This is a genomic window from Rhizobium sp. RU33A, assembly GCF_900156055.1.
Classification (GTDB): domain Bacteria; phylum Pseudomonadota; class Alphaproteobacteria; order Rhizobiales; family Rhizobiaceae; genus Allorhizobium.
The window spans coordinates 146978-166380 of sequence record NZ_FTMQ01000003.1 but is presented as its reverse complement, the minus strand read 5'-3'; the positions used below and the strand labels follow the sequence as shown (position 1 = coordinate 166380).

24 protein-coding genes are annotated in these 19403 nt (G+C 64.0%); 5 read left to right on the top strand and 19 right to left on the bottom strand.

Features of this window, described 5'->3' with window-relative positions:
* The first annotated feature begins 264 nt into the window (after window positions 1-264).
* The gene (locus BW978_RS23540) at window positions 265-435 is read left to right on the top strand and encodes a hypothetical protein (protein ID WP_175616876.1); all 171 of its coding nucleotides are present in this window, start codon (window positions 265-267) and stop codon (window positions 433-435) included.
* A 254-nt stretch (window positions 436-689) separates the two neighbouring features.
* On the opposite strand, the gene BW978_RS11705 is transcribed toward BW978_RS23540, so the two are convergent.
* The 13 genes from BW978_RS11705 to BW978_RS11645 all read right to left on the bottom strand — a co-directional run bounded on the left by BW978_RS11705 (window position 690) and on the right by BW978_RS11645 (window position 13537).
* Window positions 690-1124 carry a cytochrome c-type biogenesis protein gene (locus BW978_RS11705; RefSeq protein ID WP_076395310.1) on the bottom strand — a complete coding sequence of 145 codons (435 nt, stop codon included), beginning with the start codon at window positions 1122-1124 and terminating at the stop codon, window positions 690-692.
* A 161-nt stretch (window positions 1125-1285) separates the two neighbouring features.
* The gene (locus tag BW978_RS11700) at window positions 1286-3274 is read right to left on the bottom strand and encodes a heme lyase CcmF/NrfE family subunit (RefSeq protein ID WP_076395308.1); all 1989 of its coding nucleotides are present in this window, start codon (window positions 3272-3274) and stop codon (window positions 1286-1288) included.
* The gene (ccmE, locus tag BW978_RS11695; RefSeq protein ID WP_076395306.1) at window positions 3271-3723 is read right to left on the bottom strand and encodes a cytochrome c maturation protein CcmE; all 453 of its coding nucleotides are present in this window, start codon (window positions 3721-3723) and stop codon (window positions 3271-3273) included. Before ccmE ends, BW978_RS11700 begins: the two co-directional genes overlap by 4 nt.
* On the bottom strand, window positions 3720-4940 hold the full coding sequence (gene ccmI / locus BW978_RS11690; RefSeq protein WP_076395304.1) for a c-type cytochrome biogenesis protein CcmI: 1221 nt from the start codon (window positions 4938-4940) through the stop codon (window positions 3720-3722). The genes ccmE and ccmI overlap by 4 nt, the downstream gene beginning before the upstream one ends.
* Window positions 4941-5120: 180 nt before the next feature.
* Window positions 5121-5528: a hypothetical protein gene (locus BW978_RS11685; RefSeq protein WP_076395302.1), complete on the bottom strand. Its 408-nt coding sequence runs from the start codon at window positions 5526-5528 to the stop codon at window positions 5121-5123.
* Window positions 5529-5651: 123 nt separating this feature from the next.
* Entirely contained in the window at window positions 5652-7046 is a 1395-nt protein-coding gene (locus BW978_RS11680; RefSeq protein ID WP_076395300.1) for a sensor histidine kinase, read from the bottom strand.
* Window positions 7043-7708: a response regulator transcription factor gene (locus BW978_RS11675; protein ID WP_076395299.1), complete on the bottom strand. Its 666-nt coding sequence runs from the start codon at window positions 7706-7708 to the stop codon at window positions 7043-7045. The genes BW978_RS11680 and BW978_RS11675 overlap by 4 nt, the downstream gene beginning before the upstream one ends.
* Window positions 7709-7753: 45 nt before the next feature.
* On the bottom strand, window positions 7754-7993 hold the full coding sequence (locus BW978_RS11670) for a hypothetical protein (RefSeq protein ID WP_069041794.1): 240 nt from the start codon (window positions 7991-7993) through the stop codon (window positions 7754-7756).
* Window positions 7994-8101: 108 nt separating this feature from the next.
* Window positions 8102-8599 carry a type II toxin-antitoxin system YhaV family toxin gene (locus BW978_RS11665; RefSeq protein ID WP_076395297.1) on the bottom strand — a complete coding sequence of 166 codons (498 nt, stop codon included), beginning with the start codon at window positions 8597-8599 and terminating at the stop codon, window positions 8102-8104.
* 3 nt (window positions 8600-8602) lie between these two features.
* Complete coding sequence (locus tag BW978_RS11660) at window positions 8603-8935, bottom strand: type II toxin-antitoxin system PrlF family antitoxin (RefSeq protein ID WP_076396480.1); 333 nt, start codon at window positions 8933-8935, stop codon at window positions 8603-8605.
* Between the two features lie 71 nt (window positions 8936-9006).
* Window positions 9007-9216, bottom strand: coding sequence for a hypothetical protein (locus BW978_RS11655; protein WP_076395296.1), 210 nt, complete (start codon window positions 9214-9216; stop codon window positions 9007-9009).
* Between the two features lie 23 nt (window positions 9217-9239).
* Entirely contained in the window at window positions 9240-13019 is a 3780-nt protein-coding gene (locus tag BW978_RS11650; protein WP_076395294.1) for a baseplate multidomain protein megatron, read from the bottom strand.
* 2 nt (window positions 13020-13021) lie between these two features.
* Entirely contained in the window at window positions 13022-13537 is a 516-nt protein-coding gene (locus BW978_RS11645) for an NlpC/P60 family protein (RefSeq protein ID WP_076395292.1), read from the bottom strand.
* Between the two features lie 280 nt (window positions 13538-13817).
* Here BW978_RS11645 and BW978_RS11640 point away from each other — a divergent pair, with 280 nt between their 5' ends.
* Complete coding sequence (locus BW978_RS11640) at window positions 13818-14078, top strand: CopG family ribbon-helix-helix protein (protein WP_076395290.1); 261 nt, start codon at window positions 13818-13820, stop codon at window positions 14076-14078.
* A complete protein-coding gene (locus tag BW978_RS11635; RefSeq protein ID WP_076395288.1) occupies window positions 14078-14386 on the top strand; it encodes a type II toxin-antitoxin system RelE/ParE family toxin in 309 nt (102 codons plus the stop codon). The genes BW978_RS11640 and BW978_RS11635 overlap by 1 nt, the downstream gene beginning before the upstream one ends.
* A 105-nt stretch (window positions 14387-14491) precedes the next feature.
* Here BW978_RS11635 and BW978_RS11630 read toward each other — a convergent pair whose 3' ends face one another.
* The 3 genes from BW978_RS11630 to BW978_RS11620 form a co-directional block, all read right to left on the bottom strand.
* Window positions 14492-15112: a heparin lyase I family protein gene (locus BW978_RS11630; protein ID WP_076395286.1), complete on the bottom strand. Its 621-nt coding sequence runs from the start codon at window positions 15110-15112 to the stop codon at window positions 14492-14494.
* A gap of 185 nt (window positions 15113-15297) precedes the next feature.
* Window positions 15298-16194 (bottom strand): DUF2163 domain-containing protein, encoded by an 897-nt coding sequence (locus tag BW978_RS11625; protein ID WP_076395284.1) that lies wholly within the window; start codon window positions 16192-16194, stop codon window positions 15298-15300.
* Window positions 16191-16823, bottom strand: a complete 633-nt coding sequence (locus BW978_RS11620; protein WP_076395283.1) for a DUF2460 domain-containing protein — start codon at window positions 16821-16823, stop codon at window positions 16191-16193. The genes BW978_RS11625 and BW978_RS11620 overlap by 4 nt, the downstream gene beginning before the upstream one ends.
* A 196-nt stretch (window positions 16824-17019) precedes the next feature.
* Here BW978_RS11620 and BW978_RS11615 point away from each other — a divergent pair, with 196 nt between their 5' ends.
* Window positions 17020-17265 carry a type II toxin-antitoxin system VapB family antitoxin gene (locus BW978_RS11615; protein ID WP_076395282.1) on the top strand — a complete coding sequence of 82 codons (246 nt, stop codon included), beginning with the start codon at window positions 17020-17022 and terminating at the stop codon, window positions 17263-17265.
* A complete protein-coding gene (locus tag BW978_RS11610; protein ID WP_076395280.1) occupies window positions 17265-17669 on the top strand; it encodes a type II toxin-antitoxin system VapC family toxin in 405 nt (134 codons plus the stop codon). Before BW978_RS11615 ends, BW978_RS11610 begins: the two co-directional genes overlap by 1 nt.
* Before the next feature lie 125 nt (window positions 17670-17794).
* On the opposite strand, the gene BW978_RS11605 is transcribed toward BW978_RS11610, so the two are convergent.
* From BW978_RS11605 to BW978_RS11595, 3 genes are all read right to left on the bottom strand, one after another.
* A complete protein-coding gene (locus tag BW978_RS11605) occupies window positions 17795-18403 on the bottom strand; it encodes a phage tail tape measure protein (protein WP_076395279.1) in 609 nt (202 codons plus the stop codon).
* A gap of 391 nt (window positions 18404-18794) precedes the next feature.
* Window positions 18795-18998 (bottom strand): rcc01693 family protein, encoded by a 204-nt coding sequence (locus tag BW978_RS11600; protein WP_076395277.1) that lies wholly within the window; start codon window positions 18996-18998, stop codon window positions 18795-18797.
* Entirely contained in the window at window positions 18995-19396 is a 402-nt protein-coding gene (locus BW978_RS11595) for a gene transfer agent family protein (protein ID WP_139330485.1), read from the bottom strand. Before BW978_RS11595 ends, BW978_RS11600 begins: the two co-directional genes overlap by 4 nt.
* Window positions 19397-19403: the final 7 nt, after the last annotated feature.

The following is a 19403-nucleotide window of genomic DNA, read 5'->3' as shown; positions in this document are numbered from 1 at the left end:
TTCTTCTGACTGGAGCCGCCGGACAACCCGGCGGTGGGAAGCGGTGGATGAAGTGAGATATAGGGGGCGTCACGTTACGGCGAACTGTACGGCAGATGAATTCTTCGTAATCTTTGGGGCAGAACAGGATAGTCGCCCCATCACGGCGCAGCGAAGGTCGTCGCAAACCTCACAGACCACGAAAAGCTCTCGGGTTTCCAGTGATTTGCGAACGAATATAGAAAAATGCCCGCCTCAAGGTTATGTTACTGACGAGGTGAGCCGATGGATAAGGCCAGCGTCGACAAAAAGCCTATCGAACCTGTCACGCCAGCGCCGGAAAAACGTCCGACGCGAAGGGCTAAGCGCGGCGAGAAGCCAAGGCCGGATACCGACGATGTCGTGCGGCTCGAACATGAACGTCACAAGCGGCTGATGGATCTTTTGGCCAAGTGAGCGCTCAGCCTTGCTCATGCTTTCATACAGGGCAACAAGCGAACAGCATGGCTGTCCGGCATCATGTTCCTGAACATCGATGGACACGACATCGTGCTTCCGTCGGCAGAGGCGAACGAATTAATCGCGGAGCAGATCACGAAAGTCATTCAGCGAGACGAAGCCGAAGCCGAGTTCCTTGTGAGCCTGGATACGTTCATCGTGCCTCTATAGCACACAAGCCTTGGCATTTCGTCCCGCAGCCGACTGCGTGATCACTCCCGATCCAGCAACTTCCCCAGCCGCGCTTCCTCTTCCGGAGAAAGCTTTGCCACCGGCTGCACGGCGCGCCGGCGCGTGTAGACCACAGCCACGATCAGCCCGATGATCGCGAGTGCCGCCGGTGCGCCCCAAAGCCCGATCGTGCGGATGCTGAGCCGCGGCTTCAACAGTACAAATTCCCCGTAGCGCGACACGACATAGTCGAGCACCTGCTCGTCGCTATCGCCACCCACCAACCGCTCACGCACCACGACGCGCAGGTCCCGTGCGAGTTCGGCATTGGAATCATCGATCGACTGGTTCTGACAAACCATGCAGCGCAGCTCAGCAGAGAGCGCCCGAGCCCGCTGCTCAAGAGCAGGATCGGCGAGCACTTCATCCGGGTTAACGGCCAAGGCGTGCATGGGGGTGAACAGAAGGACCAGCATCAGGAATGCGGTCCGAAGTCCCCCTCTGGCCTGTCGGCCATCTCCCCCACAAGGGGGGAGAATACGTGCGGACGCTGCTTGCTTCGTCGTCAGAGGCAACACGCGGCGCAAAAGCCCCTCCCCCCTGTGGGGAGGGGTTGGGGAGGGGTTGTTCACCGCACTCACTCCGCAGCCTCCAGCACCGGCTTTGCAGCCACCTTGGCCCGTTTCGGCGCACCGACCCGCAGTCTGCGGTCGGACAGCGACACGACACCACCGACCATCATGACGATCGTGCCGTACCAGATGCAGAGGATCCAGGGCTTCCACCAGACACGCACGACAATGCCGCCATCGGCCATCGGGTCACCCAGCGAGACATAAAGTTGGCTGAAGCCGAACGTGACGATGCCGGCTTCCGTCGTCGGCATCTGGCGGGCCGTGTAGAGCCGCTTCGCCGACCAGACATCGGCCACTTCGACACCCCCCTCGCGGATGGTGAAATGCCCCTGGTCTTCGGTGTAGTTCGGACCGTTGGCAGCGCGCAGGCCATCGAAGGTGATGACATAGCCACCGGCTTCCACTGTCATGCCAGGCTTCATCTCGACCACCGCTTCCGTTTCAAACGTGGTCACGGCCACAACGCCGAGCATTGTGACGCCGACGCCGAAATGGCCGAGCGCCGTGCCGAAGGCGGAGCGCGGCAGGCCCTTCAACCGCGCCCAGGCCGTGGCGATCGGGTGTTTTCCGAAACCGGCGCGATACCAGAGATCGGAGACCGCACCGCCCATGACGAAGAACGCAAGTGCGAGACCGCCCACCGCCATCACAGGCCCGCCATTCTGGGCGTACCAGAGGCCAAGGCCGAGAACGAGCGAGAGTGCCGCCGCCACATAGAGACGCTGCAAGGCGCCGAGCAGATCCCCACGCTTCCAGGCCAGAAACGGCCCGAACGGCACCGCCAGCAGAAGCGGGATCATCAGAAGCCCGAAGGTAATGTTGAAGAAGGGCGGACCGACCGAGATCTTCTCGCCCGTCAGCGTCTCGAGCAGCAGCGGATAGAGCGTGCCGATCAGAACCGAGGCGGTGGACACCGTCAGGATCAGGTTGTTGAGGACAAGCGCGCCCTCACGCGAAATCGGCTGGAACAATCCGCCGGCCTTCAGTAGCGGCGCACGCAGCGCAAAGAGCGTGAAGGCGCCGCCGATGAAGATGACGAGAATGCCGAGAATGAAGACGCCGCGCGTCGGGTCGGTGGCAAAGGCATGCACCGAGGTCAGCACGCCCGAGCGCACCAGGAAGGTGCCGAGCAGCGACAGCGAGAAGGCGATGATGGCGAGCAGCACCGTCCAGATTTTCAACGCGTCACGCTTTTCCATGACAAGCGCCGAATGCAGGAGCGCCGTGCCGGCAAGCCAAGGCAGCAACGAGGCATTTTCAACCGGATCCCAGAACCACCAGCCGCCCCAGCCAAGTTCGTAATAGGCCCAGTAGGAGCCCATCGAGATGCCGGCGGTCAGGAAGACCCAGGCGGCCAGCGTCCAGGGCCGCACCCAGCGCGCCCAGGCGGCATCGATGCGACCGTCCATCAGCGCAGCGATCGCGAAAGAGAAACAGACCGAGAAGCCGACATAGCCGAGATAGAGCAGCGGCGGATGGATCGCGAGACCGATGTCCTGCAGGACCGGATTGAGGTCCTGCCCCTCCGCCGGAATGGGCGAAAGGCGCATGAAGGGGTTCGAGGTCAACAGGATGAAGAGCGTGAAGGCCGCGGTGATCCAGGCCTGCACGGCCAGCACATTCGCCCTTAGACGGTCCGGCAGGTTGGTGCCGAAAAAGGCGACCATGGTGCTAAAGAAGGCGAGAATCAGCACCCAGAGCAGCATTGAGCCTTCGTGGTTCCCCCAGACGCCGGAGATCTTGTAGATCATCGGCTTCAGCGAATGGGAGTTCTCGTAGACGTTCTGCACCGAGAAGTCGGACACGACGTAGCCGTAGGTGAGCACCGCAAAAGAAAAGCCCACGAGCAGGAAGAGCGCATAGGTGCCGGTGGTCGCCACCGCCATCATCGCCGCATCGCCGCGGCGCGCGCCAATCACCGGCAGGATGGAGACGACGAGACAGGTGGCGAGCGCCAGAACGAGAGCATAATGGCCGAGCTCGATGATCATTGGATCTTTTCCTTGCCGCTCAGTTCAACCCCTTGCGCTTCCAGACGGTCCGCTACGTCCTTCGGCATATAGTTCTCGTCATGCTTGGCGAGAACGGTATCGGCGACGAAGACCTTGCCCATGCCCTCGAAGCGACCTTCGGCGACGACCCCCTGCCCCTCGCGGAAGAGATCGGGGAGGATGCCGGTATAGGTCACGGGCAGCTGGCTCAGCGTGTCGGTCACGGTGAAGGTTACCGTTGAGCCTTCTCCGCGCACCAGCGAACCCGTCTCGACAAGCCCACCAAGACGGATCCGCGTGCCCGGCTGGACATCGGATTCGGCAAGATCGTTGGGCACATAGAAATAGGCGATCGACTGGCCAAAGGCGAACATCACCAAGAGCACGGCGGTCAGAATGAACCCCATGCCACCGCCAATCACGGCCAGGCGTTTCTGTTTGCGGGTCATTGGCTCACCTCCTCAACGGACAGGCCAAGTTCCCTCGCCATGGCGAGCAACTGCTGGCCCTCGGCGCCTGCAGCCGGGAAGGTCTTCAGGCCCTCCTCCAGCGCGGCTTCCGCCCGTTCCTTGTCTTTCAGCATCGCATAAGAGCGGACGAGCCGCATCCAGCCTTCGAAATTGTTGGGATCTTCCTTCAGCCGTGCATCGAGGCTCGCCACCATGCCGCGGATCATCTCGCCGCGATCAGCCTCCGACATCGCTCCGGCATTGGCAACGTCTTCTGCCGTCGGGTTGCCCGGGGCTGCGGGGTTCTGAGCCTGTGCTCCGCCTTCCGTCGCCGTTTGTGCCGGCGGATCGACAAGCGGAACGCCGGCACTGTTGGCTGCAATGTGCTGGTTGACCAGCGGCATCCAGGGCGCCGTCGGCGGCGAGGCCTTGGCGATATTCTGGAAGGCCGTGAGCGCCTCTGCGCGGCGACCGGACTGCTCGAGCGCGAGCGCCAGATAGAAGTCGGCACGCGGATTGTTGGGGTCGAGCTTCAGCGCCGCCTGAAAGGCCATCTGGGCGTCATCAGTGACGATCCCGTCACTGCGCATGACAACGGTTTCGCCGAGCCCGTTCATACGCTCGGCATCGGGCCCGAGAATGCGGATCGCATTGCGATAGGCAAGCTCGGCGTCGTCAAAGCGGCCAATACGAAAATAGACGGGCGCCAGAACGTTCCAGCCATTGCCGTCGGCAGGATTGCCCGCCAGATGCTGCTCGACCTTGGCGACGAGCAGATCGACGTCGTCGCCGGGATTTTCCATGCGTGCTGCGAGCGGTGAATCGGGCGTACCGGGGCTGCCGATTTCCAGATAGCCCGCAAGCCCGATTACGGGAAGACAGAGCAGGATGAAGGCTTGCGACCAGGTGTAGCGACGGCGGGCGGACGGCTTCGCCACGACCTCAGCCAGTTCGCTTCGCTCGCCATCTTTGCCCGCCTTTTCGCGGGCGGCAATCGCCAGGAGACGACGGCCGATTTCGGCACGGGCATAATCGGCATCGTCTGCCGAGATCAGGCCTTGCGCCTTGTCCCGCTCCAGCTCGCGCAGCTGATCGCGATAGACCGCCGCCTCGCCTTCGTCATAACGCGTCGCTCGGGCCGAGGCCCGCAGCAAGGGGGACAACAGGACGACGGCAACAAGGACCGTCAGAAGCGCGGAGATGATCCAGAACAACATGAAACTCAATTACGTCAAGGACAGGTGCTTTCCAACAGCCAAACCTCTCCTGACGCAAAGTTGAGGCGTTTGGCCGCAAGAATTCTCTAAGTCGCCATAACCCGCCCAGCCTTGACCCAAGTCAAGTGGGCGGCGCGTTCAAATGATTGAATTCCTCGGATCAGCAGCCCCGGGTTCACCTCAGCTCAACGGCGTCCAGGTGCCGTTCGGGTTGCGGCAGGCCGCCCCGCGGGCCTGACGCTCACGGCCGTCGCTGAACACTTTGTGGGCGAACTGCCGGCAGTTCTGCTGTCCGACCTGGTAAGGGGCGGCTGCAACGACTTCCCCACGCACCTCGCCGCCTGCCCAGGCTACAGGCTGACCACCGGGGGCCGCCTCCAGCGCGCGATACTCGGCTTCGAGCGCCCGCTGCGTCTGGCTGCGCGACAGCTCGACGCCCGTGCGCGAGACAATGCCGCCCTGAAGCGCCGCAATATAGACGGCGGAATTTGCGGCTGCGCTGCGTCCACCGCTCGATGTGGTGCAGCTCGCAAGCGCGAGCGACACGAGGCCAGTGGCTGCCAATATCCCGAAGTGCTTCACACCCATCAGACCGTTCCAAGTCCCGTCGATTTCTGTGGTCGAGGCCAACCGGTTCGCGCGATGCGGATGACGGCCTTCAACCGGCTCAAGGCCATCTTATACACCTATGTAATTTCACAGGAAAATCAATCACGCAGTGTCCTTGGTCACAGCTGGTAGGATCAACTGTGCGCGAAGCCCACCGATGCCGGCGCGCGAGAGGCCGAAAGAGCCCTGATATTCCCCCGAAATCTCCTTGACGATGGACAGTCCGAGCCCCGTGCCGGGCTTGCTCTCGTCGAGCCTTCGGCCCCGCTTCAGCGCCTCGCCGATCTGGTCGGGGGCGAGCCCCGGCCCGTCATCCTCGACCACCACCTCGATCCAGCCGCGCCGGCCGTCGGTCGGCTCACCATCGCGGGCCGTCATCACGGCACGGGTGACGACCTTGGTTCGGGCGAAGCGCGAGGCGTTTTCGAGCAGGTTGCCGACAACCTCCTCGACATCCTGCTGCTCCATCGCAAAGGTGAGGTCTGGTGCTACATCGAGTTCGAAGAGAATATCGGCGTTCAGCTTGCGCATCACGCGGACCAGCCGCTCGAGCACCGGCTGCGCCTCGGTGCGGGCCAGCACGCTGTCGCGCTGGGCTGCGATCCGCGCCCTGTTCAGATAGGAGCTTACCTGCGCCTGCATGGCCTCGGCCTGGGTCGCGATCACGTCGGCGGGGTTCTTCTCCAGCGTCCGCGCCTCGTTCAGCAAAACGGCGATCGGCGTTTTCAGGGAATGGGCGAGATTGCCGACCTGCATGCGGGCGCGCTCGACAATGCGGCGGTTGCTGTCGATCAGCGCGTTGATTTCGTTGGCCAGCGGCTGGACCTCGCTCGGGAAATCGCCCTCGATCCGCTCGGCCTCACCGCGCCGGATGCGCTCCAGCGCCCGGCGCGCGCGGTCGAGCGGTTTCAGGCCATAGAGAATCGCAAGACCGTTGACGATCAGCCCGCCAATGCCAACCACGGCGAGAGCGGCGTAGAGACGGCTTGTGAAAAAGGCGATCTCGTCCTCGACCACCTGAAGATTGCCCGAAACGCGGAAGCGCGCCGCCCGTCCCTGGTCGTCGAGCACCACTTCAGTTTCAGCAACCCTTATCTGGTTGCCGACATCATCCGTCATTTCGTAATAGCGTTCGTAATTCTGGTCGAAGGGCGTCACTTCCACGTCGGGGACGGCAAGGTTCGCCACCCCGAGCGAGGCGGAGGCGAGCGGTGCCGTAGCATAGTTGCCGAGCGGCTCGACCAGCCAGTACCAGCCGGTCGACGGCTGGGAGAACCTGAGGTCACCCAGCGCCGGCGAACCGGTCAGGCTGTCTCCATCGCCGATGGAGACAGAATTGACGACATTGTAGAGCTGGGCGCGCAGGAGGTTGTTGAAACCGCGTTCGACACCCTGGCGGTATAGGGTGGAAATGGCCACCGCGATCGTGACCAGACCGAGCGCCGACCAGAGGGTGGCGAGCAGCAGGACGCGCGCGGTGAGCGAGCGGATCTTCATTTCGCCGGCGCTTGGATACGATACCCAAGCCCGCGCACGGTCTCGATCATGTCGACGCCGAGCTTCTTGCGCAGACGGCCGACAAAGACCTCGATCGTGTTGGAATCGCGGTCGAAATCCTGGTCGTAGAGGTGCTCGACCAGTTCCGTGCGCGACACGACCTCGCCCATGTGGTGCATCAGATAGGACAGCAGACGATACTCATGCGAGGTGAGCTTCAGCGTCACGCCGTCGACGCTCGCTTTGGAGCTCTTCGTATCGAGCCTGACAGGACCACAGACGATCTCCGACGAGGCATGCCCGGCCGCTCGGCGGATCAGGGCGCGAATACGGGCGAGCACTTCCTCGACATGAAAAGGCTTGGTGACATAGTCGTCGGCGCCTGCGTCGATGCCGGCCACCTTGTCCGACCAGCGGTCACGCGCCGTCAGGATCAGCACCGGCATCAGCCGGCTTGCCGCGCGCCATTTCTCAAGCACCGTGATGCCGTCCATCTCGGGAAGGCCGATGTCGAGGATGACGGCGTCATAGGGTTCGGTTTCGCCGAGGAAATGACCTTCCTCGCCGTCGAAAGCCTTGTCCACGACATAACCCGCTTCCTGCAGGGCCTCGACGAGCTGGCGGTTCAGATTGACATCGTCTTCGACGACGAGAATGCGCATGCGTTCACCCCTCGGTGCGGAAAGCTCTTCAATCCCGGAGGCCGGTCACTCGGCGACCCGCATGGTGACCTTACGCGGCCGTTCGTTGCCGTTGCCCGGAACAAGCACGACGATCACGCATTCACCGCCCGATTCGTGCACGGAAAGCAACTGCCCGCCGACTTCGGCGACCACGCGTTCCGCGGCTTGTCTGCAATCCGCCGCCACGGCATCGCCCACCGTCGCCGGCAGAGCCGCCACGGTCACGGCCAATGCCAGGCCCGCGTATTTCATGAAAGATGCCATTGCTGCTTCTTCTTGGATGACGTCCACTTTGACAAATTATGTACCGCAAGGCGTCTGAATGGCAAATGAATGCGTGGCGAGAGGGTAGAGATCATGCCCGATCTACCGTCATTTCTCCCCATGTATCAGTGTCTGCGATCGTCCCGTCAGTTCGCCCAGACGCTTCTCAGCCGTGGCACTGGACGCAGCTTCGAGAAGTTGCTGCCAGCTGTCAGGCGGATTGCCGTCGTCGAGCATCGCTCGAAACACTGCGTATGCATCGCTGCGCAACGTGTCTGCATCGTTGACCCAGGCAAATACCAGAACGCGCGCAGTCGAATTGTATCGAAAAAACAACCGAAAGCGCCCATTGCCAAATTTCGCTCGAAACCAGTGTTTGCGCTTGGATCCCAGGGTCCCGCCCTGCCGAAAGACAGGCAAGGTTGGATCAGCCGGAATGCTCTCGAATACGAGTTTTTCCAACGCGGCCAAAAGCTTGAAATTGGCACCACTTTTGAACGCATCAGGCTTCTTCAGTGCCTCTTTCTCGACAGCCAGGGTCAGTCGTTCGAGCTGGTCGAGAAACAGGGGATGTGCACGAATGATCCAGCCCTTGACCGTGTTCATGTCTCAAAGCTCGACATCGCCGTCGATGGGAGCGTCGAGGTCGACATCGGCGCCGTGCGTGAGTGCCGCGATGCGATCGCGAAGTCCGACAGGAAGCTCGACAAAAGCATCGTGGGGACGAGCGGTCATGTCCTGGACAAGGAGATCAAGAAAACCCTCCAAGGCCGGATCGTCCTGCTCGTCATCGTCCCGCTCGACATAGACCCTGTTCTTTTCGTCCAGGCTGAAGGCGATGCGTCCGCCGTAACCGACCCCAAGCGCCTCTCGAATCGGCTTTGGGATGGTGGTCTGTCCCTTGTCGGTGATCGTGCTCACCTTGCGTAAAATCTTGTTCATCGTGCCGGCCCTATTTGCCGTCACAAAGTAATGTAAATTCCTTACTTCGCAAAGATCGGCACAGGATACCCTCACCCACCCACGCCCTTCGTCGCCGTCAGCCGACCGTAGAGGGCGAGCAATCCTCCGACCGTGCCGGCAAGCGTCGTCAATGCCTCGGCAATTTCAGCCTGCTCATTGCCGCCGAGTTCCAGTCCGGCCCTGCCGAGAAGTGGGGCAGCGATCGCGATCAGGGCGCCCCAGACGGTCTTCGACTGATACCAGGGTTTCATCTCCAGCATGTCATCCTCCTGTTGAATGGTTTTCAATCGACGGGAACCACAGCCTCCAGCGGCAGGCCGGCGGCCAGCCGTCCGAGTTGGCGGATGCGGAGGCCAAGCGCCGTCTGCGGCGCGCCGAAATCTGTCAGTTCATCGGCGACGGCATAGGTCCAGGCGGGCTCGGTCACCTCGACCACTCGAAGCACCATGCCGCCATCAAGGATCTCCAGCCGGTAGCACTCCTGCGCCTCGTCGAGCGGCACCTCCCCGTCTGTCCAGGCATCGGCCTCGATACGGCTGCGCCGGATCCAGGTGATCGCGAGATCGCCCGCGGCCTGCCGCAGCACCTTCGCATGCACTGGCGAGAGCGGCGTCTCCGCCCGCAATCCGCCGGCAAAGACATGTGGCCCCGAAAGCTCCGTCACGAGCCCCATCGGCTCGAGGATCCAGTTCTGTGCGGCCCCGCGTTCGGCATTTCCGAGCCCCAGCGACCGGACCGCTTCGTCGAGAACCACTACCTCGGCCCCGGCTGCGGCACCGGCCACGACTGCGTCCTCCGTGCCCCCCAGCCCGCGCAAAAGGCCCGTCAGCCGGAAGCGTCCGACCGCAACCTCCTCGGCCTCGACAAAGCCGATGACCTCCCAGCCGCCTGTATTTGCCCGGACCGCGAGCCGGTTTGCGCCGGAGAGAACAGCCATGCGGCTCGCGGATGCAAAGGCCCCGGCGAGCACCTCGACCACAAGGGCATTCGCCCAGTCGAAGCGTCCGACAGGCCCCGGGGCAAGCGGCTCCACAAGCCGTCCCAGGGTCGCTGGCCGATCCAGCGTCAGCCGCAGCCGATAGCCCTCCACTTCAGGTGAGCTCGACACCGCAAGCCGCCGCCAGGGACGGCCATATGCCGAAACGCTCGCGTCACCGGCATGGCTTGCACCCTCCAGCCTTGGCAGATCGAGAAACTGCACGACCGGCGCAAAGCCGGCCGCACCGCCACCGTCGACCACCCGTCCGGGTTCGACCACCGGAACGGGTGCGGAGACCTTGCCGGCAAAGGCCCTCAGCGTCAGGCGACGCTCGAAGCCCTCCTCGATGCCCTGCACCAGAAATCGCCCGTCCGGTCCTTCGGGAAAGCGCAGCACGTCACCCGGCTCGACCGCAATCTCCTGCGGCCCGAGCGCCAGCTGAACCGTGCGCCGCGCCAGCCGGTTGTCACGCAGCCAGCCTTCGGCGGCCGCAAGTGCAGTCTCTTCCGGCATCGCCGCCGGCAAGTCCCGTGCCAGCTGCCGATCGGTCGCGGCCTCCACCTTGCGCGAGCGCACGCTTGCCTCGACATACTCCGCCGCTGGATCGTAAAAGGTCACCAGCGCCTCGGAGGCAAAATCGCTGTCATGGCCGCGCGTCTCGCTCCACAGCGGACGATCGGCGATGTCGGCAAGAACCATGATCTCGCGGGCAGCCAGGCTCGCCGTCGGCCGGGTGCGGAATTTCAACCGTCCGGCGTCCTCGATCACGTCGATCTGGAAGAGGTCGAGCAAGGGCTCGATCAGGTCGCGCGCCGAGGTCAGATCCCCCTTCACATAGCCGCCGAGATCGCCCGCGACTTCCGACACGTCGAAATCGGAAAAGCCATGATCCCTGAGGATCGCCGCAATCGTGTCGGCCAGTGTCGCCGTACCCAGGCGGCCGTTCAGCCAGTGTCCCGTTCGCCAGTTCGATCCGTCTGCCCAGAGCGCCGTATTCTGCGGAAAGGCCGGATAGGGCCGCGCGTCCCAGGTCCAGGCATAGACATGCGATGGATCGACCATATCAGGCGGCAGAAGACTGCCAGCCCAGTGGTCGAGATGCGCCTCCAGAAACCGACGCTGCTGGCTGTCGCTGCGCGCACCCGCCGAGAAGTACGGCCTTCCGCTCTCGGCCGATTTGGCATCAACGAAGATGTTCGGCTGGTTCGACCCCTTGTCGACCGCGCCGCAACCGACTTCGGTCATCCAGAAGGGCTTCATACGGGGTACCCAGGCCGTCGGGCTCGCCTGCTCGACGCCGCCGATCCGGTTGAAATGGGGGTTCTCCCACCAGGATTTCAGGTCCTTGAACCTGAAGACCCAGGGCTTGCCATAGGCGCCATCGGTGATCGGCGTCCTGACCCGTGCGCGGCGGTCCGCTTCGCTGGCATAAAACCAGTCGAAGCCCTCGCCCGATGTCAGCGTCCGCGCAAATCCCTCCGCATCGTCGGCTCCGGTGAAACCATCCGGGCTTTCCGCCTCGAGATCCTCGTCGCGCCAGTCGGCGAGCGGCATATAGTTGTCGATGCCGACGGCGGTGACGTGAGGGCTCGCCCACAGCGGATCGAGATGGAAGAAGACGTCGCCCGAGCCATCCGCCGGCTGATGGCCGAAATACTCGGTCCAGTCGGCGCCATAGGAAATCGCCGTCCCGCCGCCGAGCAGCCCCCGCACCTCACCGGCAAGCGCCACCAGCGCCTCGACGAAAGGAAAGGCGTTCGCCGCGTCGCGCAGGGCGGTCAGCCCGCGCAGTTCCGAGCCCAGCAGGAAGGCGTCGACACCACCGGCAGCGGCGGCAAGCGCCGCATAATGCAAGACGAGACGGCGATAACCGTCACCGCGGTAGACGAAGCTGGAGACCTGCGCCCGCGCCGAGGCCGTCTTGTCGCTTCCGGGAGGATAGGCCGTGATCCGCCCACGCCAGGGATAGGCCGCCTGCTCTGCCCCGCCATAGGGGTCGGGCAGGCCGTTACCGGAGGGAATGTCCATCAGCACGAAGGGATAGAGCGTCACCTTCAGCCCGCGCGCCTTGATGTCCCTGATCGCCTCAATCACGCTTTCGTCGCTCGGCGAGCCGCCATAGGCCGGACCACCGCTGTGGCGCGACACCACATAGGCATCGCCCCGTGCCAGGCCGGCGACACTCCAGGGCCGGCTCTCCTCGTTGCGGTAGCCGACCTCCACCCCCGGCAGCACCCGGCAATCACCGGCGCGCAAATCCGTGCCGAACCAGGCCACCACCAGGGCCACGCTTTCGAGATCAGGGCAAAGCGCCTGCAATTCGTCGAGCGAGGCCTGCCAGTCCGTCGCGCCAACAAGCGTGTTGCGGTTCAGCCAGCGTTTCGCGCCCTCGCTCGGCGCATCCGAGATCCTCACCGTCGCATACCCGTGTTCGGTCGCGCCCGGAATCATCGTCACCGCCCGGATCTTCTCCTCCAGCGCGCCGACCGGTCGGATCACCTCGAACTGGATCAGCGGAATGCGGTTGCCGAAATCATCGAGCGGCAGCCGCTCGAAGACGACATAGGCTAGCCCCCGATAGGCCGGCGCATTGTCCGCCCCTTGCTTGGCCGCAATCAGCGGATCGGCCGGCTGGCTTTCCGTCCCGCGATAGACGCGCATCTCAATTTCGGTCGTGTCGAGTTCGCGCCCGTCCGCCCAGACGCGGCGCACGCCCGCTATCGGCCCCTCGCAAAGCCCAAGCGCCAGATTGGCATAGTAGCGATAGGTCGTGGTGCGCGTGCCGCCGGAGGACTTGCCCCCTGTCCGCTCGGTCACCGTCTCCTCTTCGAAGCGCGTCGCCCAGATCAGCGTGCCGCCCAGCCGCGCAGTGCCATAAAGCCGCGGAATGACTGTGCCTTCGCTGGCGCCTGAAATGCGCGCCGAAGACAGCCGTGCTCCGTTCACTTCGCGGGTGCCCGACAGCAGGCTCCGATCGATCATGCTGCCGGCAAGCGCGCCGGCCGCTTGGCCGATCGCCGCTCCAACTGGCCCGAAGACGGAGCCGAGGGCAGCACCCGCCGCCTGCAGAAGAATGGTCGCCATCTTCAGATCCTTTCGGGGAAACGGTAGATGCCGGCAATCCTGCGCCGCCAGGCCGGCACGAGCGCCGACAGCGTTACCGCCGATTGTTCATAGGCATGGATGAAAGCATCGGGCGGCGGTTGACTGAGAGCGTATTCCGCCGAAAATCGCGCCCCGTCGGCGTCCATCTCACAGCCGCCCCCTTGCGAAGCCATACAGGCCAGAATGCCCGCATGTTTCGCCGCCAGATGCGGCCGAAAGCGAAACAGCACGAGATCGCCCGGCCGGCTCTCTACAAAGGAGGCCACGGCTTGAAAATGCCGCCCGGCCGCCGCCAGCAACCGCTCCTCGCCCGCCCGTTCCGCCCAGTCTGGCGCATAGGCCGGCACCACCTCGGGCTCTTTGCCGTAGAGTTCCCGCCAGATCCCGCGAACAAGCCCCAGGCAGTCGCAGCCCACCCCCTTCACCGACCCCTGATGCCGATAGGGCGTGCCGATCCAGGTCCCGGCAATCGCCAGGACGGATGTATTGACGGACATGGGGAGGCTCCGTTTGGGCGGTTGGATTGGGAAGCGGTGGGATCGTGCGAAAGGCATCGACGCCATGGAGGCGAAGAGCGAGCAACAGCATTTCCCCTCACCCTGAAGTGCCCTCGCCCCGCGAGGGTCTCGAAGGGCGAGGCCATATCTGCTGCAGGATCCTCCGAGGCCCCTGCTCTGCAGGGGCTCCTCAGGATAAGGCCCGCCTCCTCCCGAGAGGCCCCTTCAATCATCACCAAATCCGTATTACAAGGTATTACGCTTTTACTGGAGGATCACGATGACCAAACCACCTCTTTCCGATCCGATTACGCTCCGGATCCCCGAGGATGTCCTCGCCGATATCGAGACGATCGCGGAGGCGACCGAGCGCTCGCGCAGCTGGGTCATCGTGCGTGCGCTCAGAACCTACCTCCAGCAGGAGGGGGCGGAGATCCTTGCTTATCGACAGGGCCTCGAAGAGGTGGCCGCCGGCCAAGTTGAGGACATCGACCAGGTCCTCGAAGACCTCCAGCGCATCGCATCCGATAAGGTCGCCTGATGCGCGTCGTCCTTTCGAAATCGGCAGCAAGCTGGCTTCGAACGGAAATCCGGTACCTCCAGCACAGAAGCCCGGCGGCGGCGAAAACCTTCATCGCACGGATCTCGGACGCGAGGCTCGTGCTTGGCGCGCATCCTGAAGCCGGCCCGGTTGGCAGAAGCCTGCCCGTTCCGGGCGGTAGAACCTTGGTCATCGGCGACTATCTGCTCGACTACGTTATCGAAGCCGACCGCATCGTCATCGTCACGATCCGTCACGGACGCATGCGTCCGCCGGATCTGCCGTTTGATGCGGACTTCGAGGATTGAAGCGCGGAAGCTCATCGTCCGGCATACCCCAGCATTTCCCCTCACCCTGAGGTGCCCTCTCCCCGCAAGCGGGGAGAGGGGGCGCAAGCGTCGGCCTCTTGGCCCTCACCCCGCGGCCCGACTGACCAGCCGATAGCTCGCCTGCTGGACCGGGCCGACCAGGCCCTCACGCATGTTGCGATAAAGCCCATACTTGAAGTACATCGACTGAGTGGCTGCCGGCACGAGCGGGATGCCCGTCTCCTTCACCACAGTCCGGCCATTGACCGAGGCCGCAATCGCACCGCGGCTCGCATGCCAGGTGAAGGTGTAGACGAAGGTATTCCATGCGCCCTTGTTCAACGGCGTCTGATATTCGACGAAACTGCCAGCTTCCTTATTGTTGAGGCAGATGGTGAAGACACCCTCTTCATAGCGATTGAAGACACTGTCATAGGACCCGTTATGCCATTGGCCAAGCGTCTGCTTCGGGCTGTATTCGGGATAGTCCTGCGGGATCTGCAGGTGAAACTGGTAACGCCAGGTGGAGCCGATCGCATCTTCCGTCGTCACCCGCGCCTCGCAGCGCTCGCGGAAATTCTCGGCATCGCTGCCCTCGGGGCCGTTCCAGTAATCGCCGGTCTTGACGATGAAGGTCTCCACACCTCTCGCCCTGGTATAGCGGCTCTCGTCGATCGCCTGAACGTAATAGGCATAACCGTTTCCGTCGGGGCAAATGATCTTCATCGGGACAGTCCTTTCATGCTTGGGGGAATGTTGTGCCAGGCACCCAGCGGCTACCCACCGCCCCCTTGAGGGGGGAAGTCGCCGCAAAGCGGCGGGTGGGGGTGAGACCTAGGGAGCAAGTGGCGCTCACCCCACCCCGGACCTTCGGTCCGCCACCCACCTTCAAGGCGAGGGTCTTTGAGCCCTCACCGATACAACACCCCGCCGTCATGGGTGCTGTCTCCGGTGACGTAGGAATAGGCGAAGTCGCTGCCTGGCACGTGCGGAAAACCGCGGAAATTCAGCGAGTTGCCGAAGACAGCTCGACAGGTTGCAAAACTCTTGTCACAGCCGACCGTCAGCGTCACGGCATCCCCTTCGGCCGGCCGCGCCTCAAGCGGCAGCCACAGCCTCAGCGTCATCAGACCACCCACCACAGCACTGCTCTCCTCGATCGCCAGCCGCTTGCCGGCAAGAGGGCCGTCGTCGAACCTGACATGCCCGAGCCGGAAATGCCCCTCGCCCAGACCCGGCAGGCCTGAGACCGTCAGCCGGTCGGCCGCGAGCACATCTGCGATCACGCCGGAGACCCTGCGGTTCGCCAGGCTCATATCCACCCGGCATCTGTTATCGCCGAGATCGGCATCGCAGCGCCTGTTATAGATCCGCCCCTCCGCCTGCTGCAGACGATGGGCAAAGCTGCGAAGCTCCGCCGAAAACCCCGGACCTGCGCGGCTGACGTCGCCGATTTCCTGCACCGTAACAAGCGCGTGCTGCTCTTCCGGCGCCTGCCAGTTGATCAGAAAACACTCGACCCGCGCCCCGTCAAAACGCCCGGCAGCGAGATCGGCTTCGGTGATCGCCTCGCTCGAAAATCCGCCGCGCACCTCAGCTCCCGGCGCCGCGAGGCTGCTGGCACTACTGGCCTCGGTCGCTGCAAAGCCGGTGCCCGGCTCGAACACCGTGCCGGCGAAGTCGAGCCGCTGGTCGTGTTCGGTGAACCCGAGCCGAAAACCGTCCCGGCAGGTGACGCGCCAGGCGCGGCAGAGCGTCGTCTCGCCGGCCGCGATATGGGCGGCAAGCGCTTCAGGAAGCCTTTTCATGGGATCACCTCGATCAGCGGAATGGAGGGAATGCGCCCGGCCCGAAAGGCTTCGAGATCGATCTCGATCCGGTCGGTGTCGAACCGCACGGGTACGTCATAGTCGAAACCCGCCCGGATCTCCGTGCCCTCGTCCGGCACATGACCGGGCGCAAAGGTGACGATCCCGGTGGCCGCATCGACGGAAAACCCACCCGTCTGCTCCACCCCGTCACGCGCGACGCGAACCGATCCCGCCACGGGCTTCACCACCGGCCGCCGCTCCACCGCCGCGCCATCGCCATAGGCCTTCACCAGCTGGAAAGCCGCCGTCTCGCCGTCACCTGCCCCGATCCACTGGTCGAGCGGCGTCACCGCCATCCCGGGTCGGGCCGACGAACCATCGACTGGATCGCGAAAGCGAAAGCCATGCAGCTGCCCGCCGCGCGCCTCGAAGAACTCCAGCACGGCATAGAGATCCGCGACCGAGCGCACTGCGGTGCCGACATCATAGCGGCGCCTGGAAAACCGCCAGCGCCGATTGCGCGCCTCGCGACCATTGGAGAGCGAAATGATATCCGTCTGCCGCCCCGGCCCGCCGCTCGTGGACAGCGACAGACGCAGCGGAAAACGCTGTTCGTGAAAGGCCATGACGGTCTCCGTTCGATATAACTGCAAGTAAGAGAAATGTCAGACGGGCGCCTGAGCGGTGATCTGCAGGGCTGGCGACATCCGTCTTTGGCGGCTGCGCATGCGGATAGTCCGGACGGCAGCGCGCCTGGTGCCCCTTGGAAAACCGGACCCGATCATCTACATTGAAAGCGGAAAACATCTACATGGAGCCGCCATGGCGATCAACGTCAACAATCCGGAAGCCGATGCGCTGACGCGGCAGTTTGCCGAGATGGCGGGCGTCGGCATCACCGATGCGATCGTGATTGCCATGAAGGAAGCGATCGAACGGCGCAACCGCGCAGAAACAGCGCTTGAGACGGCCGCGCGCCTCAGGACAAAACACCAGGTCGTGCTGGCGGAAAGGGCCCGGAGTCCCCTTCCCCGCGAGGTCTTCAATGACCTGTGGGACGACAACTGATGTTCGTCGACGCCTGCGCGATCATCGCCCTTCTCTCGGACGAGCCGGAAGCACAGCGCGTGTCCGATGCGCTCGCATCCGCCACGCGGCCGTTCACCTCCCCGGTCGCGGTCCTCGAAACGGTTCTCGGTCTCGCCCGCCCGGACAAGCTTGATCTTCCGGTGCCTGCAGCTCAGGCCCTGGTCACGGAATTTCTCGAAGCCCGCGGCATCGACATCCGCGATCTGCCGCCAGCTGCAGAGACGGTGCGGCTCTCCTCGGAGGCCGCCCATCGCTTCCGCCAGGGCCGCCACGGTCTGAACCTCGGCGACTGCCTGCATTATGCCTGCGCCAAATTCCACGGCGTCCCGATCCTTGCCACCGCCGACGAGTTTCGCGCCACGGATCTGGAGGTCGTTGCCTGAGCACAGGCCGGGCGCCGGCCGCCCTTTCCTTCTCCCCGCCTGCGGGGAGAAGGTGGCCCGCAGGGCCGGATAAGGGGCAAGCCATTCCCTATTCCCTATTCCCTACTCCCTACTCACTACCCGACTCACATCCCCCGCCGTCCGCGCCCCACGGAGCGCGCCAGCATGGCCGTGATCTGCCCCTCACTTTTGGCAAAACTCGCCGCATCGCTTGCCGTCACCTGGAAATGAATGACCGTGGTCGCCCCGCCGCCCTCGGCTGCCACACCGAGCGCGCCGTCCGCACCGCGTTTCAGTGGCAAAATCGCCTCCGCCCCGGCCTCGCCCATCAGCCCGGTCCCACCGTCCATCGGAAAGTAAGTCGGTGCCGCCACGACGCCACCTTCGGCAAAAGGGGTGACCCGTCCAGGGACACCGCCCTGGGCAAAGGCCGTGACCCCGCCGGAAAGCGCCGATCCAAGCCCGGCGGAGAGGCTGCCGATCAGGCTGCCCGCCGCATTGCCGAGCATTGTCTCGAGCGGCTTCAGGCCCGAGGCGAGCGCGATATCGGTGAGCCGCAATCCGACCCCGCGCAACACTTCCTCCAGCCCCTTGCCGCCTGTCGTCGCGCCCTTCAGCGCCGAGGTCAGCGCCCGGCCGAAACTCGCCGAGCGGCTTTCGAGATCGTCGAGCACGGAGAGCGCTGCCGCCGCATCGAGGTCGACTGCGACCGCCAGTGTGTCGTCATCGGTCATGGAAACGTCCTTTCGTGAAAGGGTCTGACGGACAGGCAAGAGACATCCGTGATGCCTGGCAGCACTTTCCCCTCGCCCTTCGAGGCCCTCGCCCTGCGAGGGCCTCGAAGGGCGAGGCCATCGATCCAGTTGCTGAATGGATTTTTAGAGGCCCCGGGGCGCGCAGGGTTCCTCAGTATGAAGCCACGGTAGCTCGCCACCCACCTCACCCTTGAGGGGGGAGGTCGCCGCGAAGCGGCGGGTAGGGGTGAACCTGCTCTCGGCAGCAAATCCTGCTGGCCTTCACCCCACCCCGGACCTGCGGTCCGACCCTCCCCTTCAAGGGGAGGGTGGCTTCGGCGCCAGCGTCACCCGACCTCCTCCCCGAGGTGAGAGGCGGTCACGCCGACGCTCAATCCGGAAATCTCTGCATCAGGGCCTCCACCTCGCCCCGCGACAGCCCGGCGGGCTCACCGAAAGCCCCTGCCATTGCCGCCAGCTCCGGCAGACTCAGGCCCCAGAACACATCAGGAGAAAGCCGCAGGCGGGAGAGACCGAGCGTCATCACCGATCCCCAGGGAAACGGCCGCGCCTCTCGCCCGCCTGCGGCCCTCAAGGGGAGCTGCCGCCCTCGCGTGATCTTAGATCCTGCGCGTCTGGTTCAGCCCCAAAGGTCACCGCCAGCAACTCGCCCACCAGTTTCGCTGCACCCGCCACGCCGCCCTCGACCGCCATCTCGGCGACATCGGTATCGGCAACCCGGTTGCCCCCGCCACGCAATCCGCAGGCGAGGATACGGGTCAGATCGGCGCTCTTCAGCCGTCCGCCGGCAAAGCGTGTCGCGAGATCCGTAAGACTATCAGCTCCGAAAGCGGTCTCGAGCTCGGCAAGCGCGCCGAGCGTCAGACATAGAATACGCCGTTCGCCGTCGATGATGCCTTCGACCTCGCCGCGATGGCGGTTGGCGCGGTTGACCGTCACCGGTTCGCGCATGTCTCGTTCATAGCCCCGCATGACCGCC

What these genes read in the sequence shown, in the direction of transcription:
- ccmE (WP_076395306.1), bottom strand. Translation starts at nt 3,723, where the DNA reads ATGACCCGCAAACAGAAACGCCTGGCCGTGATTGGCGGTGGCATGGGG.
- ccmI (WP_076395304.1), bottom strand. Translation starts at nt 4,940, where the DNA reads ATGTTGTTCTGGATCATCTCCGCGCTTCTGACGGTCCTTGTTGCCGTC.
- BW978_RS23540 (WP_175616876.1), top strand. Translation starts at nt 265, where the DNA reads ATGGATAAGGCCAGCGTCGACAAAAAGCCTATCGAACCTGTCACGCCA.
- BW978_RS11665 (WP_076395297.1), bottom strand. Translation starts at nt 8,599, where the DNA reads ATGAACACGGTCAAGGGCTGGATCATTCGTGCACATCCCCTGTTTCTC.
- BW978_RS11700 (WP_076395308.1), bottom strand. Translation starts at nt 3,274, where the DNA reads ATGATCATCGAGCTCGGCCATTATGCTCTCGTTCTGGCGCTCGCCACC.
- BW978_RS11645 (WP_076395292.1), bottom strand. Translation starts at nt 13,537, where the DNA reads ATGTCCGTCAATACATCCGTCCTGGCGATTGCCGGGACCTGGATCGGC.
- BW978_RS11675 (WP_076395299.1), bottom strand. Translation starts at nt 7,708, where the DNA reads ATGCGCATTCTCGTCGTCGAAGACGATGTCAATCTGAACCGCCAGCTC.
- BW978_RS11685 (WP_076395302.1), bottom strand. Translation starts at nt 5,528, where the DNA reads ATGGGTGTGAAGCACTTCGGGATATTGGCAGCCACTGGCCTCGTGTCG.
- BW978_RS11620 (WP_076395283.1), bottom strand. Translation starts at nt 16,823, where the DNA reads ATGGCCTTTCACGAACAGCGTTTTCCGCTGCGTCTGTCGCTGTCCACG.
- BW978_RS11670 (WP_069041794.1), bottom strand. Translation starts at nt 7,993, where the DNA reads ATGGCATCTTTCATGAAATACGCGGGCCTGGCATTGGCCGTGACCGTG.
- BW978_RS11660 (WP_076396480.1), bottom strand. Translation starts at nt 8,935, where the DNA reads ATGAACAAGATTTTACGCAAGGTGAGCACGATCACCGACAAGGGACAG.
- BW978_RS11615 (WP_076395282.1), top strand. Translation starts at nt 17,020, where the DNA reads ATGGCGATCAACGTCAACAATCCGGAAGCCGATGCGCTGACGCGGCAG.
- BW978_RS11680 (WP_076395300.1), bottom strand. Translation starts at nt 7,046, where the DNA reads ATGAAGATCCGCTCGCTCACCGCGCGCGTCCTGCTGCTCGCCACCCTC.
- BW978_RS11635 (WP_076395288.1), top strand. Translation starts at nt 14,078, where the DNA reads ATGCGCGTCGTCCTTTCGAAATCGGCAGCAAGCTGGCTTCGAACGGAA.
- BW978_RS11595 (WP_139330485.1), bottom strand. Translation starts at nt 19,396, where the DNA reads ATGCGGGGCTATGAACGAGACATGCGCGAACCGGTGACGGTCAACCGC.
- BW978_RS11655 (WP_076395296.1), bottom strand. Translation starts at nt 9,216, where the DNA reads ATGCTGGAGATGAAACCCTGGTATCAGTCGAAGACCGTCTGGGGCGCC.
- BW978_RS11640 (WP_076395290.1), top strand. Translation starts at nt 13,818, where the DNA reads ATGACCAAACCACCTCTTTCCGATCCGATTACGCTCCGGATCCCCGAG.
- BW978_RS11605 (WP_076395279.1), bottom strand. Translation starts at nt 18,403, where the DNA reads ATGACCGATGACGACACACTGGCGGTCGCAGTCGACCTCGATGCGGCG.
- BW978_RS11630 (WP_076395286.1), bottom strand. Translation starts at nt 15,112, where the DNA reads ATGAAGATCATTTGCCCCGACGGAAACGGTTATGCCTATTACGTTCAG.
- BW978_RS11650 (WP_076395294.1), bottom strand. Translation starts at nt 13,019, where the DNA reads ATGGCGACCATTCTTCTGCAGGCGGCGGGTGCTGCCCTCGGCTCCGTC.
- BW978_RS11610 (WP_076395280.1), top strand. Translation starts at nt 17,265, where the DNA reads ATGTTCGTCGACGCCTGCGCGATCATCGCCCTTCTCTCGGACGAGCCG.
- BW978_RS11625 (WP_076395284.1), bottom strand. Translation starts at nt 16,194, where the DNA reads ATGAAAAGGCTTCCTGAAGCGCTTGCCGCCCATATCGCGGCCGGCGAG.
- BW978_RS11705 (WP_076395310.1), bottom strand. Translation starts at nt 1,124, where the DNA reads ATGCTGGTCCTTCTGTTCACCCCCATGCACGCCTTGGCCGTTAACCCG.